6 protein-coding genes are annotated in these 16,365 nt (G+C 64.7%); all 6 read right to left on the bottom strand.

All coding sequences use genetic code 11. The features are described from left to right. Positions 1-116: 116 nt before the first annotated feature. The 6 genes from ACP93_RS21620 to ACP93_RS01070 all read right to left on the bottom strand — a co-directional run bounded on the left by ACP93_RS21620 (position 117) and on the right by ACP93_RS01070 (position 16,344). A complete protein-coding gene (locus ACP93_RS21620; RefSeq protein WP_131721564.1) occupies positions 117-338 on the bottom strand; it encodes a hypothetical protein in 222 nt (73 codons plus the stop codon). Next, positions 332-1,399, bottom strand: a complete 1,068-nt coding sequence (locus ACP93_RS01090; protein ID WP_048489011.1) for an ABC transporter permease — start codon at positions 1,397-1,399, stop codon at positions 332-334. The genes ACP93_RS21620 and ACP93_RS01090 overlap by 7 nt, the downstream gene beginning before the upstream one ends. Continuing rightward, positions 1,396-12,798 (bottom strand): non-ribosomal peptide synthetase, encoded by an 11,403-nt coding sequence (locus ACP93_RS01085; RefSeq protein ID WP_162208491.1) that lies wholly within the window; start codon positions 12,796-12,798, stop codon positions 1,396-1,398. The genes ACP93_RS01090 and ACP93_RS01085 overlap by 4 nt, the downstream gene beginning before the upstream one ends. A gap of 99 nt (positions 12,799-12,897) precedes the next feature. Then, entirely contained in the window at positions 12,898-14,742 is a 1,845-nt protein-coding gene (fabD, locus tag ACP93_RS01080; protein ID WP_048489010.1) for an ACP S-malonyltransferase, read from the bottom strand. A gap of 20 nt (positions 14,743-14,762) precedes the next feature. Continuing rightward, positions 14,763-15,020 carry an acyl carrier protein gene (locus ACP93_RS01075; RefSeq protein ID WP_204243617.1) on the bottom strand — a complete coding sequence of 86 codons (258 nt, stop codon included), beginning with the start codon at positions 15,018-15,020 and terminating at the stop codon, positions 14,763-14,765. 94 nt (positions 15,021-15,114) lie between these two features. Continuing rightward, positions 15,115-16,344, bottom strand: a complete 1,230-nt coding sequence (locus ACP93_RS01070) for an aminotransferase class I/II-fold pyridoxal phosphate-dependent enzyme (protein ID WP_204243616.1) — start codon at positions 16,342-16,344, stop codon at positions 15,115-15,117. Positions 16,345-16,365: the final 21 nt, after the last annotated feature.

Below are 16,365 nucleotides of genomic sequence, written 5' to 3'. Positions count from 1 at the left end.
AACGAACAACACTGCAGGTGAGTGGTCGAGCGTGCGGTCAATCGCATCTCGCCGACGAAGACATATGGTGCTGTAGGTAACCGTAACACCAACACGGACGATAGCGGCGCACTTGTCTACCATTTGGACCCAACTGATGGCATGGATGGATCGAGATTCGAGACCGCTCCTCGTGTCTGGATGCGGTGATCGCCGCCGCCGTCCGCGCTGTACCGCGCATCTCCTTTCCATTCCGCCTCACGCATGTCGCGGCCGCCTGGGAAGACGTCGACAAGATCGCCCACGTCCAGCACGGCGGCGCATGCGCGCATCGGCCCCACGGACGCGGCAATCACCATCGGAATCTCCAGCGCGCCAGCAAGAGAATCACCACCATCCAGACCGACATGGTGATCAGCGACGGGTACAGCTGCGAGACGTCTTGCAAACCGACCCCGCCGAACATCAGTTCGCGCAGGATCGAGGTGAATGGCGCCAGCGGCGAATGCTGGGCGATCGGCTGCAACCAAGATGGAAACAGTTTGATCGAGAAGAACGCGCCACCGAGCAGCAAGATCGGCACCTGGATGAAGCTGACGATGCCACTGAACGCCATCACCGAACGGCTGAACAGGAACACGATCAGGCCGATGCCCAGATAGGTCGCCGCGCCCATGGTCACCGCCAGCAACAGCAACAGATAGTTGATGTCGGCCGATACGCCGAGTCCGAACACCGAGACGGCGAGCATGCCGGCGACCACGCTGTAGGCGACCAAGACGCGAGAGAGAAACAATCCGGCAAAGAACGGCGTCGGCGAAACGTCGATGGCTTTCAGATTCTTGAACAGCCCCGCGCTTTCCTCGCCGATCAGCACCGAGCCGAAACCGCTCAAGCCGATCACCAGCATCGTCATCCCGATCAGGCCCGGCAACAAGGTGGCCAGATAGGAGGAGCGCCGGCTTACCTCTACGTTCTGCAGGCGGACTTCGGTCCCCGACGCGCCATAAACGTTGGTTTTCAGGATCGACGCCAGCGCGATCGCCGCGATGCGGTTCTCCTCCAGCGAATTGCTTTCGATCGTCAGGTTCGCCGGCCCGTCCGCAGACGCCCCGGAGACGCTCAGCAAGTGCTGGATCTCGTTGTTCTTGAGCGCGGTTTCGGCCTGCGCGCGCTCGCCCACGAAGGGCACGACGTGGACGAGGTCTTGCTTGCCGAGCGCATCGATCAGGGACTTGCCGGCCGGCGCGACCTCCGCTTCCAGGTAAGAGACCTTGATCCTGTGATTGCCGGACAACTCCAAGGGATAGCCGATGCCCAGCAGCAGCACCACCGGGAAGACGTAGCAGAACACCAGCGCCACTTTGTCGTAGCGGAGCTGGCGCATGCGCAACTTGAAGAACACCCACACCGTTCTCATGACTGCAATTCCTTCCCTGTCTTGTTCAAGAACACGTCTTCCAGATTCAAGCGGTCCACCTGGATGCCGGCCACCGCAACGCCGCGCGCTTCGGCGATGGAGAGGATCTGGCGGATCGCGCCGGTCACGTCGTCGGTAGGGATGCGCAGCGAATCGGTGAACCCGTCCCAGCTCGCGACGAACGTCGGCGCCATGTCCACAGCGATCTCCTCACCCGGCGCACCGACGTCGAGCTTGACCACGACCTGCTGGGTTGCGTTCAACTGCGCCACCAAGGACCTGGGATCGCCGCGATCGACGATCGTTCCTTTACTCATGATCATGATCTCGTCGCACAGGCGCTCGGCCTCTTCCATGTAATGCGTGGTCAGCACAATGGTGCGAGTACGTTCATGTTTGAGCTCTTCGATGAACTCCCACAGGTGGCGACGGCTGTGCGGATCGAGGGCAGCGCTGGGTTCGTCGAGAAACAGGATGTCCGGATCGCCAAGCAGCGCGATCGCGATCGACAGGCGCTGCTTCTGCCCGCCGGACAGATCGTCGACCTTGAACCTCATCTTGTCGGCCAGATCCAGGCGATCGAGCAAGCGCGCCGTCGTGTCGAGCCTACGTTTGCCGCTCGCCGCGGCTCGGTATTGCGAATAGAACTCCAGCAGCTCCTTGACGGTCAGGAACTGGAAGTAGTTGCTGCTCTGCAACTGCACGCCGAGCCGCGGCTGGATCTTGCGGATCTGCGTGCCCACGTCCATGCCGAGCATGGTGATGCGGCCGGAGGTGATCGGAACGATGCCTTCGATCATGCCCAGGAGCGAGGTCTTGCCGGCGCCATTGGGGCCCAGGATGCCGAAGCAAGCCCCCTTGGGCACACTGAAGTTCAGACCCTTGACCACCTCGACATCGCCATAGCGCTTGTACAAGTCCTGCACGACGATCGCAGGTTCTGCGACTGCGACCGACGGCGCCACCACCGCGAGGATCGGTGCCGCCGCCAGGACCGGCGCCGGTGCAGGGTCGGACCCGGCGATGTCGCCGCCATTGCGGACGGCCCCTCCCGCCGACGCGATCAAGGCGTTCACTTTTTCGACCATGGCACTACTTCCTTTGAAGACGAACATCGCGTCGAGTCTTGAGGTTCCGGCATAGGCATCGAACACGACACCCCGCACGGCTTCGATGTTGGCGCACAGGGCCTGGAAGTCGACATGCGCGTGGTCGAGCCCTTCGCCGGCAGCACGCTGGAAATTGAAGGTAACTTCGCCCTTTGCCGAGGCCAGCGTCGTCACGGCGCGGGCGTCGCCGGAGCGACACCAGTCGAGGAAGCGAACGCCCTGGCGATGCAGCAGCTCGGCGCGCTTGATCGCGTCTTCGAGCACGCTCTCCGGTCCGACCGCGACCGGTATCTTGTCGAGGAACAGGCCGAACTGACCGACGAAGCTTCGGTTGCCCAACTGTCTGCCGTGATGGGTCATCGTCATCGCGAAGCGATCCAAACCGGTGACCGTTGCGACCAGGGTCCGGAAAAGATCGAAGGCTCGCCTGGCCGAGCCATCGGAGGACGCCGCAGGCAGTTCGATCACCAGCATGCGTGCGGGTTGATCCGCATTCGCTGCGAGCGCCTCGGCAGTGGCGCGCGTGACCTGTGCCATGCCTGCGTTGTCCAGCTCGATCGCCAGCCGGTCGAGCAAGGATGGATCGTGCTCTTGCCCGCATGCCGCGACGAAATCGCCATAGCGGCCCGGGAGCGGCTCTCTGTCTTCGACCAGGATCCGGCGCATCCCTTCGGCGATGGCTTCGAAGGAGCGGCCGTCGCTGATCAGGTGATCGTTCACCATCAGCAACAGATGGTCGGTGTCGCTGCGCGACAGCAATACGCCGACATGGCATAGGCGGGATGTCGCCTGCGCCCGATGCAGCGCGGCGACGATCGCCGACCAGGCCACATCCGCGTCACTGGACGGCAGCTGGCGCAGATCGAGCCACGGCACATCGTCCGCGCGGAACGCTGCCGGATCCAGCACATCCCAGCGCGATGCATCGAAGTCAGCGGCCGCACGCAGCATGTCCTGGCTGCGCACCATCACGGCGAACGCACTGCGCAATTCATCCGCCGACCACCAGCCGTTGACCGGGACGACGTGCTGGGACACGCGATCGTGCCACTCGATGCCGGACTTCTGCACTTCGCTGAAGGGATACCGCTCGACGACGTCCGCCGCGCGGACGGCGCGCTCGCCTTGCGCAAGCGAGGCTTCCAGGCCCGCGAGGAAGGCCCGCTGATCGAATTTGGCATCGCTGATCGGTAGCGGTTCCTCGCCAATCACGATACGGCTCGGTTTCCCAGCGCCGTCCAGCCAAGCACTGAACTTTTTCAATGCGGCAATGTCGGCCGGCGTGGCCGGCGAAAGGCGCAGAATCCGACGCTCGCCGATGGTTTCGGTGCAGTAACTCCAGCCGCGGCGATCCAACCACGCTTCCATCGTGGGCTCGGCGGCGGCCGTATCGCCATCGGCCTCGATCGCGGCCGCGATGGCCTGCACGGTGCCGAGTCGGTAGATGTCGGCTAGCTTCAGCTCGATGCCAACAGCGGCGAGCTTGTCGATTACCACCAACACCATCAGCGAGTGACCGCCAAGCTCGAAGAAATCGTCGAAGCGGCCGACCCGGTCCACGTGCAACAACTCGGCCCAGATCGTCGCCAGCGCGGTTTCCACGCGCCCTTGCGGGGCTGCGTAATCGCGCCGCGCATAAGCGGTATCGTCCGGTGCAGGCAACGCCTTGCGATCGAGCTTGCCGTTGGGGGTGAGCGGCAGCGACAGCAACACCACGAACGCCGCCGGGACCATGTACTCGGGCAACTGTGCCAGCAGCTGCGTGCGCAGGTCGGCGATCGACGAGGTCGTCCCGGACTGCAGCGTCACGTAAGCGACCAGCCGCTTCTCGCCCGACGCGTCTTCGCGCGCCACGACCGCCGCTGCATCTACACCAGTGCACGCGGCGAGCTTGGCCTCAATCTCGCCCAGCTCGATGCGGAAGCCGCGGATCTTCACCTGGAAGTCGTTGCGGCCCAGATATTCGAGTTCGCCGTTGGCGGTCCAGCGTGCGAGGTCGCCGGTCTTGTACATGCGCGCATCGGCGTGCGCCGCGAACGGATCGCGCAGGAAACGCTGGCCGGTCAATTCCGCACGATCCAGATAGCCGCGCGCAACCTGCACGCCGCCGAGGAACATCTCTCCGGGCACACCGACCGGCGACGGCTCGCCGTAGGCGTCGAGCACATACACCGGCGTATTGAGGATCGGCTTACCAATGACCGGACCGCCGAGCGACTCGCGAATGCTGCCGATGGTCGCATCAACCGTGCACTCGGTCGGGCCGTACATATTGTGGAAGTGTATCTTCGGAGAGGCTTTCAGGCGCTCCCACATGCGGCGGCTCACCGGCTCGCCGCCCAGATAGATACTGGTCGGACGATGCCCGCCGGATTCGATCAAGCCGGCCGACAGCAACACCTGCAACTGCGACGGTGTGCTGTCCATTGCCTCGATCCGGTAGCGCTCGAAGAAGGCCAGCATGGCCGGGCCGTTGGCGCGGATCGCCTGCGGCACCAGCACCACGCAGTGACCCGACAGCAGCTGCAGAATGCCCTTCAGCGACATGTCGAAGGAGAACGCCGCGTTCAAGGCAACGCGCGAATTCGGCGCGAGTTCGCGATGGGTGGTTTGGCACATCGCCCGCCAGAAATTGACCGGCGAGCGATGTTCGACCATCACCCCCTTGGGCTGGCCGGTCGAACCGGAGGTATAGATCACGTAGGCCAAGTGGCGCGAGGTAAGACCCGCGATGTTCGGATCGTGCGTGTCCACGGCATCCAGGCTGCTGTCATCCAGCACCAGCAGCGGCGCTTGTGCAGCCTGCAGCGATGGCAGGCGCGCGTACACCTGCGCTTGCGTCAGCAACGCCTTGGGCCGGCTGTCCTCAAGCATGTAGGCCAGCCGATCTACCGGATAGCTCGGATCCAAAGGCACGTAGGCTGCGCCGGCTTTGAGAATGCCGAGCAGACCCACGATCATCGACGCGCTGCGCTCGACGCAGATCGCCACCCGGTCGTCGGGCTGCAGACCCAGGCCGATCAAGCGATGCGCCACTTGATTGGCGCGGCGGTTCAGTTCGGCGTAGCTGAGGGTAAGGTCTTCACAGATCAGCGCCTGCGCATCGGGCGTGCGCCGTGCCTGCGCTTCGAACAACGCATGCACGGTCGACTCCGGATGGATCTCGCTGACCGCATTCCATTCATGCAGCAGGCGCATACGCTCGGCTTCGTCGAGCAATGGCAGGCGCGCCACGGCCATCGCCTCGTCCTGCGCCATGCCGGTCAGCAGGCGCTGCCAGTAGCCCGCATAGCGGACCACGGTCGGCTCATCGAATAGCGCAGTCATGTAGGTCAGCACACCGACGATGCCTCCATCGCGTTCGGCCAGGTCCAAGGCCAGGTCGAACCGCGCCTTGCTGGTTTCCTGGGGCAGACCTTCGGTCGTAATGCCAGGCATGGACAGACCTGCCTGCTCCTGGTTCTGCCACGCCAGCATGACCTGGAAGATCGGCGTGTGCGCGGTACTGCGCGCCGGCTTGGTCACTTCGACCACGTGGTCGAACGGCAGGTCTTGGTGCGCCTGCGCATCGAGGACCTGCCGGCGCGTACGCGTCAGCAACTCGGCCACCGTCGGTGCATCGCCCAAGTCGATCCGCAGCGCGAGCGTGTTGACGAAGAAACCGATCAACGGTTCGATCTCGGCCCGGGTGCGGCCGGCCATCGGGCTGCCGATCACCACCTCCTCCTGCCCCGACAGGCGGCTCAGCAGCGCCGCCCAACTCGCCAGCAAGGTCATGTAGAGCGTCACGCCGTGGCGCTGACTCAGCGCTTTCAGTCTCGCAGTGAGTGCGGCATCCAGATCGATTGCGAGCGCGGCGCCTGCGAAGTCCTGATGCGCCGGACGCGGACGATCGGTCGGCAATTCGATCAGGGTCGGCGCGCCGGCGAGGGTCTCGCGCCAGTACGCGGCCTGTCGTTCCAGCTGGCCGTCGGCCAACCACTGCCGCTGCCATTGCGCATAATCGATGTACTGGATGGGCAGTGGCGGCAGAGGATCGGCTACGTGCTCCAGCTCGGCGGTATACAGCTGGCTGATCTCACTGAGCATCACCCCGATCGACCAGCCGTCGGAGACGATGTGATGCATCACCACATACAGCGCGTACTCCTCGTCCTCCAGTTGCGCCAGCAATACCCGCAGCGGCGGATCGACGCTCAGATCGAAGGGCTGCGCGTACAGCGCTTCGCCTTGCGCGACGCGCAAGGCGTCGCGATTGTGTTCGCCGCGCAGGTCCTCGAAGCGCAGCCGCAGCGTCGCATCTGCATCCACTCGCTGCATCGGCTGACCCTCGATCAGCACGAAGCGCGTGCGCAGCGATTCATGCCGCGCGACGACACGCTGCAGGGAACGCTCCAACGCGTCCACGTCCAGGCGACCGGTCAAGCGCAACGTGCCAGCAGTATGATAGGCGGCACTGGCGCCATCGATCTGGGTCAGGAACCACAGGCGCTGCTGCGCAAGCGACAGCGGCATGTGCGGACAACGCTCGGCCACCGCGATCGCACTCAGTTGCGCGGCGTCGCCGCTCGCCAGACGCTGCGCCAGCTGTGACAGCACCGGCGCTTCGAACACCCAACGCAACGGCAGTTCCACGCCCAGGCTCTGGCGCACGCGCGAACTCAGCTGCACCGCCAGCAACGAATGCCCGCCCAGTTCGAAGAAGCCATCGTGGCGGCCGACCTGATCGACCTTCAGCAATTGGCTCCACAACTGCGCCAGGCGCTGTTCGATCTCGCCCTCTGGCGCCTCGTACGCACGCCGCGCATAGGCACTGTCGTCCGGCGCGGGCAGCGCCTTGCGGTCGAGCTTGCCATGCGCGGTCAGCGGCCAGGCCTGCAACTGCACGAACGCCGCCGGCACCATGTACTCGGGCAACTGGCTGGCCAACCGCTCGCGCAACGCACCAGCATCCAGCGCCTCGTCCGCGACGCCGTCGGTCAGGCAGTACGCCACCAGCCGCGGCTCGCCCCCCTCCCCGCGCGCGACCACCACCGCCTCGCGCACCCCAGGGCATTCGAGCAGCTTGGCTTCGATCTCGCCCAATTCGATGCGGAAGCCGCGGATCTTCACCTGGAAGTCGTTGCGACCCGCGAACTCCAGGCTGCCGTCCGACGACCAACGGCCGAGGTCGCCGGTGCGGTACATGCGCGCGTCAGGCTCGCTGCAGAACGGATCGGCGACATAGCGCTCCGCGGTCAGCGCGTCGCGGTTCAGATAGCCCGGCGTGACGCCGTCGCCGCCGATCCACAACTCTCCGGTCACCCCGACCGGAACCGGCTGACGGTGCGCGTCCAGCACGTACACCCGGGTATTGGCGATCGGACGGCCGATGCTGATGCGCGCTTCCTCCGCGCTCAGCGCCGTCGTGGTCGACAGGATCGTCGTCTCGGTCGGGCCGTAGCCGTTGACGTACTCGCCACGACCGGCCCAACGCCGCACCAGCTCCGGCGTCGGTGCCGAACCGGCGGTCAGCAGCTTCATGCTGCTCGGTGCCAGCCCCGGATCCAGCTGTTGCAGATAGGCCGGCGGCAAGGCCGCAAAGCCGATCTGCTGCTCCAGTAGATATGCCTGCAGGCGCTGCGGGCTATGAATCGTCTCCTCGTCCAGCAGGTGCAACTCGGCGCCGCCGAGCAGGCCGGCGAAGATTTCCCCTGCCGATGCGTCGAAGGTATACGGCGCGAACTGGGTCATGCGCACGCCCGCCGCCAGCAAGCCGGCATCGCGGCACCAGCAACAGAAGTTCACCACGTTGCGGTGCGAGACCTGCACGCCCTTGGGCGTGCCGGTCGTGCCGGAGGTGTAGATCACGTACGCCAGCTGCGTCGCCTCCATCCCCGCGACCGCCGGCGCGTGATCGGCATGCGCCGACAGCGCGTCGGCCATTGCCTCCAGGCGCGCCACCGGCACCCCCGGCGCGTCCGGCAGCTGCGCGCTCGCATCCGCGATCAACAGCGCTGGCTGCGCGTCCTCCAGCATGAACGCCACCCGCGTCCACGGCAGATCCGGCGCCATCGGCACATAGGCAGCGCCGGCCTTCAACACGCCGAGTAGCGTCTCCACCATCGCCACGCCGCGCGACAGCGACAAGGCCACTCGCGCCCCGCGCCCGATGCCCTGCGCGCCCAGCCACTGCGCGATCTGGTTGGTCCGGCGATCCAACGCCGCGTAGCTGACCCGCCGCTCGCCCCACACCAGGGCCACCGCATCCGGGTGCGCCGTGGCCTGCGCAGCGAACAACGCACCGATGCAGCTGTCGCGCGGATAGGGCTGCGCCGTCGCGTTCCACTGCTGCAGCACCTGCGCGCGTTCAGCGTCGCCCAGCACCGGCAGCGCCGAGACAGGCACCGTGTCGTCGGCGGCCATCGCTGTCAGCAAGCGCTGCCAGTAGCCGACGAAGCGCTCGATCGTCTCGCGATCGAACAACGCGGTCATGTAGTTCAGGAAGCCGCTGATGGAGCCGTCCTTCTCACGCAGATCCATCAGCAGATCAAGCTGCGCGGTCTTCATCGCCTTCGGTGCGCGCACGACTTCGACGCCCGGCAGCGCCAATTCACCTTCATCCTGACTCTGCCAGGCCAACATCACCTGGAACATCTGGTTGTAGGCGCTGTTGCGCGGCGGCTTGAGCGCCTCAATCACGCGATCTAGCAGTACATCCCCGTGCGCCTGCGCATCCAGCAGCCGCTGGCGCGTACGCGCGAGCAGCTCGCCGGTGGAAGGGTTGCCATCCAGGTCGATCCGCAGCGCAAGGGTATTGATGAAGAAGCCGATCAGCGGTTCGACCTCCTCGCGGTCGCGACTGGCCATCGGACTGCCGATCACAACCTCCGACTGCCCCGACAGGCGCGAGAATACCGCCGCCCAACTGGCCAGGATCGTCATGTAGAGGGTGACGCCATGACGCCGACTCAAGGACTTCAACCGTGCAGTCAAGGCTTCGTCCAGATGCAGATCGATCGCTGCGCCAGCAAAATCCTGCTGCGGCGCTCGCGGACGGTCGGTCGGCAACTCGAGCAACAACGGCGCACCCGCCAGCGTGTCGCGCCAGTAGCCGATCTGCCGATCCAGCTCGGCAGCCGGCAGATGTTCACCCTTCCAGAATGCGTAATCGATGTACTGCACCGGCAGCGCAGGCAATGACGCCTGCGCCCGGCCGGTTTCGGCAGCATAGAACTCGCTCAGCTCCTTGAGCATGACGCCGATCGACCAACCATCGGAAACAATATGGTGGGTCACCCATTGCAGCTCGAACGCATGCTCGTCCAGTTGCAGCACTTGCGCGCGCAATGGCACGTCGCGACTGAGATCGAAGGGTTCCGCGTACAACTGCGAATAGAGCGTGTCGCAACGAGTGACCGCGTCCTCAACGCCACGGATATCCTGAAAGCGCAGATCGAATGGCGCGCTGTCGCCAATGCTCAGCATGGGCTCGCCGTCGATCTGAACGAAACGGGTACGCAGGATTTCATGCCGCGCGACGATGGCGCGCCAACTGCGCTCCAGCGCCGGGCGATCGAGGTCGCCAGCGAGGCGATAGGCACCACCGATATGATGCGCCGAGGTCGCCTGGCCGAGCTGGGTCATGACCCAGAAGCCGCGTACGATCTGCGGCATCTGCAGGAACGGCCGTCGCGCCACCGGCTCGATCGGGCTCAGGCTGGAGGCGGCGATGCGCGGCAGGCGCTCGCCCAGCTCGCACAGTTCCGAGGCATCGAACACATCGCGGAACGTCAACTCGACATCGAGCGCCTTGCGTACGCGCGACACCAGCTGCACGGCGAGCAACGAATGCCCGCCTAGTTCGAAGAAGTCGTCGTTGCGTCCGACCTTATCGAGCCGCAGCAGATCGGACCAGATGGAGGCCAGCGTAGTCTCGATCTCGCCCTGCGGCGCTGCATAGGCGCGGCGGGTATATGCCGCGTCGTCGGGCACTGGCAGCGCCTTGCGGTCGAGCTTGCCGTTGGCGGTCAGCGGCCAGGCTTCCAAGCGCACGAATGCCGACGGCATCATGTAATCGGGCAGAGCGCTGGCGACATGCTCGCGAATCGCGGCAATGTCCAGCGCCTCGTCGGCCAGGCAATACGCGACCAGGCGCTTGCCGCCGTTGTCGTCGTCGCGCGCAACCACTACCGCTTCGCGCACGCCTGTGCATTCGCCAAGCCTGGCTTCGATCTCGCCCAGCTCGATGCGGAAGCCGCGGATCTTCACCTGGAAGTCGTTGCGGCCCAGCAGGGTGATCGTACCGTCGTTCGACCAACGCCCGAGGTCGCCGGTCTTGTACATGCGCGCGCCGGGCTCGGCGCTGAACGGATCGTCGAGAAAGCGATCGGCGGTCAGGTCCGCCTTGCCGAGATAGCCGCGGGCGACACCGTGGCCTCCGATGAAGATCTCGCCAGCCACGCCGATCGCCACAGGAGCGCCAACTTCATCCAGGATATAGACCTGCGTGTTGCCGATCGGGCGGCCGACGTCGGCGAGGAAACCAGTACTGCGATCCATCCGCGTCCATGTCGAATAGGTCGTGGTTTCCGACGGGCCATAGAGATTGCACAGCTGCTCGACCTGTGGAGTCGCGATGATGCGCTCGGCGAGCGCGCGCTTGAGCGGCTCGCCAGCGACATTCACCACCCGCACGCTGGCCGGAATCGCCTCGGCACGGGTCAGCTCCATCATCACCGAGGGCACGGTGTTGATCAGGGTGACCGGCAATGCCGTGTTCAACAGTGCCAGCGCGTTGTCGACCAAGGTCACACAACCGCCGCAGGACAAGGGCACGCCGTATTCGTAGATCGACAGATCGAAATTGATCGAAGTCGAGAACAGGCAATTGCGCAGCGTCTCGGCCGAAAATTCCTGCAAGGCCCAGCAGATGAAATTGACGCCATTGCGATGTTCGATGGCCACGCCCTTGGGCCGACCGGTCGAACCGGACGTATAGATCAGATAGGCCAGGTGGCGCGAATTCAGGCCGACCGCTTGCGCCGACGGATTCTCGCTGGACGCGTTCGCCCATGCGGCCGCATCGGCCTGCAGGTCGAGCACGGTCAACGACTGCGTCTGTTCGGCCAGGGACAGCGCTTGCGCCAGCACGGGGCCGCCGACGGCATCGGTGAGCACCACGCGCGGCACGGCATCGTCGAGCATGTAACCCAGACGGTCCGCCGGATAGGCCGGATCCAGCGGCACATAGGCGGCGCCGGATTTCAGCGAGGCCAGCAGCGCAACCAGCATCTCTGCGTTGCGCTGCACACAGATGCCGACGCGCTCGTCCGGGCCAAGGCCGAGCGCACGCAAATGATGCGCGAGGCGGTTGGCGCGTTCGTTGAGTTGCGCATAGCTCAGCGTGCGGGCGCCAGCGACCAGCGCCACCGCCTCCGGCGAGCGCGCGACCTGCGCTTCGAACAACTCGTGCATGCAGGCGTCGCGCGGATATTCGATCGCCGTCGCATTCCAGGTCTGCAGAACCGAGCGGCGCTCTTCTTCGCCCAGAATCGGCAGGTGCGAAACCGCCTGCGTCTCGTCCAGGGCCATCGCACGCAACAAGCGCCGCCAGTGGCCGAGGTAGCGCCCGATGCTTTCGGCTTCGAACAACGCGATCGCGTAGCGCAATTCACCATAGACGCCGTCCCGGGACTGGCGTAGATCCAACGCCAGATCCACGCCCGCCAACTGCACCTGCGCCGGCGTATCTGCCTCGCGCAAGGCCAGCGCGCTCTGGAAAACAGGCGCCGACAGCACGCCGTCCAGCGATGCGGTGGATGCGACGATGCCTTCGAAGCTGGGCACCGCATGCGCGAATGCGTCGCGCAGGCGACGATCCACCCGCGCCAGCAGTTCGGCAACGCTGGGCTGGCCGCTGAGATCGACGCGCAGCGGCAGCACATCGCCGATCGAACCGGCCGGCGCACCGCCCTCGGTCGGCACGCCGATCACGACATCGTGCTGGCTCGACAAGCGCGCCAGCGTCGCCGCCCACGCCGCCAACAGGGCGGTTTGCAGGGTCGTGCCGCAACGTGCGGCGAGCGCGTCCAGGAGCGCGGTCGACTCGGAATCGATGGCGACACCGATGCTGGCGGTAGCGGCACCCTGTTGCCCGGTGCGCGGACGATCGGTCGGCAATTCCAGCATGGCAGGCGCGCCTGCAAGCGCGTCGCGCCAATAGGCAACGTGACGATCGAAATCGTTGCCGATTGCAGGGTTGACGGGTGACGTACCCGCATCGGCATCGGTACGGATCGAAGCGTCCAAGAAATTTCCGTTTGACATCCCTAATCCCTGTCCTTGCTGCATCGAACCGGCTTTTCAGCCGATCCTGTCCATGGTGCGGACCGAGCGGTCCGATACGCTTCAGGCCGCAAGCTTGTCGATCGCGCCGGCGACGGTTTCCGCATTGCGTCCGAACTGATTGATCGTGACGATCTGTTCCAGGCGATCGCCATAACCGTACTTGATGAACCCCGACAACGTCCCGGTAGGGCCGAGATCGACGAAGCGGCATGGCCCTTCGTCGGCAATGGCGGCAATGGCGGCGCGGAAATCCACCACTTGGCTGGTCACCTTCCAGTAATGCGACGGCTCGACCCGTTCCAGGCGACCGCCGGTCGCGGAGGAATACTGTGCGATGGATGGCGGCGAAATCGGCACGCCATCGAACATGCGTAAGAACGTCCCCTCGATCGGCGCGAGCAAGGGCGAATGGAACGGATACTCGACCGGCAGGCTCATCGAGACGACGGCGCGAGCATCCAGCCCGCGTCGGGTGTCGTCGATGGCCGCACGGCTGCCGCTGACGACGAAGTTGCCGTCGAAATTGACGCTGCCGATCACGGTATCCCGGTAGAGTTCAGGATGGCTATGGAAGTGCCCGACCGGCGCCATCACGGTCAGCATGCCACCGCCGGCAGCCTCGCTCCTGAATACCCCGGCCTGGCGGATCACCGTACGCATCGCATGCTCGTGCGACAAGGTTCCGGCGGCGACCGAGGCGGCGTATTCGCCCAGGCTGTAGCCGAGCACGGCATCCGGACGAATGCCGGCATGCGCCATGGCTTGGGTGAGGCCGTAACCGATGCTGAAGATGGCCGGATGCGACAGGCCGATGTCGGTCATCTCGCGGCGCTTGTTCGCTTCGTCGTAGAGCTCGGCGACCAAGTCGCGCGATGTCATTTGCCGATAAATGGCATTGCAAGCGTCCATCGCTTCCCGGAACGCCGCGTTCGTCGCGTACAGCTCTCGGCCCATGCCGTAGTACTGGGAGCCTTGCCCCGAGTACATGAAAACGATACGCGACTTCGCCGCGATGGGCGCCGGCTGCGCCGGGGCGCTCAATATCATCGGTGCCTTGCGGATCTTCGAGAACAAGCCGCTCAGCACATCGCCCGGTCCGACTTCCCGCAGCGCGACCTCGCCCTGCGCGAGCAACCACGACATCGATTCGTACCAGTTCACCGGATGACTGATCTGCTCGATCAACTTCGGCAGCCAAGCGTCGCGCGCATGCGGGCGGGCGGTGCGATTGGAGACGACATCGGCGCGCAGCGGATGCAGGCGCCCCTCTGCGGATAGCCGTCCGACGAACTCGGCGTAGGCGCTCTCGACCTCGCGCATGTAGCGTGAATGGAAGGCCGCGCTGACTCTCAGGCGCACGAAGCGCGCCCCTGCTTCGGCAAACACCGGTTCGCAGCGATCGATGTCCTCGTGCAGCCCCGAAATGACGTGCTGGCTGTCGGAATTGACGTTCGCGATATCGACGTCGCTCAATCCGGATTGATCCAGGATCGTCCGCACCCGCGCCAGATCCGGCCCGATGATCGCCGCCATCGCGCCGTGTGGCGCTTGCGCCATCAGTGCGCCGCGCTTGGCGACCAATTCGATTCCGGTCGCGAAATCGAACGCGCCGGCGGCGAACAGCGCGGCGAATTCGCCGAGACTGTGGCCGGCGAAGACCGCCGGGACTGCCGCACCATCATCGCGCGCCTGCATAAACGCCAGCGCCGATACCGCGAACAGCGCCGGCTGGGTGTACTCGGTCTGGTTGAGCAAGCCGCTCGGATCCTCCAGGCACAGCTCGCGCAGGGAGTAACCCAGCACCGCATCGGCCTGCGCAACCAGTTCCGGATAGCGCCCGAACAGGTCCTCGCCCATGCCCTTGTGTTGCGATCCCTGTCCGGGAAACACCCACACCGTCGTCATCGAAGCCGTCCTCTTCCGTCTCAGGCGACGAGCGCGCGGGCGCTCAACTGCGCACTCAGCACGTCGACGACATCCTGCAGCGTATAGCGATCGCGCTTGTCCGAATCGGCGATACGCACGCTCAGGCGTTGTTCCAGTTCGTACCAGATCTCCAGCATCTCCCTCGAATCCACGCCCAGATCGCCTCCCAGATAGAAATCCGGCTCCACCGTATCGATGGTGAACCCGGTGCGCTTGATCTCGTTGATGGCGGACAACACTTCTGCGTACACGTTCATGACCTTCTCCTGAGCTGACATTGCAGTCCGGCACAAGACAGCGCTCACCCGGACCTGGTTGGCGCGTCGCGGCGCGCGAATGCCCAAACTGGCGCTAGAGCAACCCCATCTCGCGCGCGGTCGAGGTGATCAGATCGACGGCGGCATCGATTTCTTCTCGCGTATGCGTGGCCATCACCGACAAACGCAGGCGTTCGGCGCCCGGTGGAACCATCGGGTATTCCATGATGTTGGCGAACAGCCCGCGACGGTACAGTTCCTTGTTCAATCGCCTGACCGCGCCGTCCTCGCCGAAGAACACCGGCACGATTCCGGATTCGCCGCGTGCGATACGCATGCCGGCCGCTTCCAGACGATCCTGGATGTAGCGGACATTGGCATGCAGGTTCTCGATGCGCTGCGGCTCGCGCTCCATCACGTCGAGCGCGGCCGAGATCGCGGCGATGGTCGGTTGCGCCAGACCCGAAGTGAACAGGTACGGATAGGAGAAATTACGCAGCAGGAAGATATGCTCGTTGCTGCCCGACACAAACGCGCCCTGCGCACCAATCGCCTTGCTGCAGGTAGACATGCGCAGGTCGACCTGGCCGAGCAGATCCAGATGCTCCAGCGTGCCGCGCCCGTTGCGCCCGACCGTGCCCAGACCGTGCGCGTCGTCGAGGATGGTGATCACATCGTGGCGCTTGCAGATCTCGACATACTTCTTCAAGTCGATGATCAGACCGTCGACCGAGCGCACGCCTTCGACCGTGGAGAAGATCTGCGCGCCCGGCTTGGCCTTGGACTTGATCCGCTCGAGAATTCTCTCGAAGCCATCGAGTTCGTCCGGATCGAAGGTATAGAACGGAACGCCAGCCATCTTGATCGCGTTGATCACGCTGGCGTGGCTGTTCTTGTCGTAGACGATGACGTCGTTGCGGTTCATCAGGCCAGCGACCCAGCACAGATTGGCCATGTAGCCGCCCGGCAACAGCACAGCATCTTCGTGTTCAGCCAGCTTGGCCAGACGCAGCTCCAAGTCGCGATGCTGCTTGGTGTAACCGGAGAACGCCGGCGACCCGCCACTGCCGATACCGTACAGTTCGACCGCCTCGATCACCTTGCGCTTCACATAGGGATCGTTTGACAGGCCCAGATAGCTGTTGGAACCGAACACCAGCACGTCATTGAAGACGTCGCTGTTGAGGTCCTTGTACTTCATGCGGCGATCGACCGGACCGAAGCCCTGGCGGCCGACCATGTACCCCGCCTCCAACTCTTTCACATAGGTTTCGTACTGGTGCGCGAGCCGTTCCTTGAAAGGCTTGCGTTCGAGTTCGATCAAAGCTCTTGAGTCCATGCTCTT

The organism is Xanthomonas sp. NCPPB 1128, from assembly GCF_001043115.1.
GTDB lineage: Bacteria > Pseudomonadota > Gammaproteobacteria > Xanthomonadales > Xanthomonadaceae > Xanthomonas_A.
This window is presented reverse-complemented; position numbering and strand designations above follow the sequence as displayed.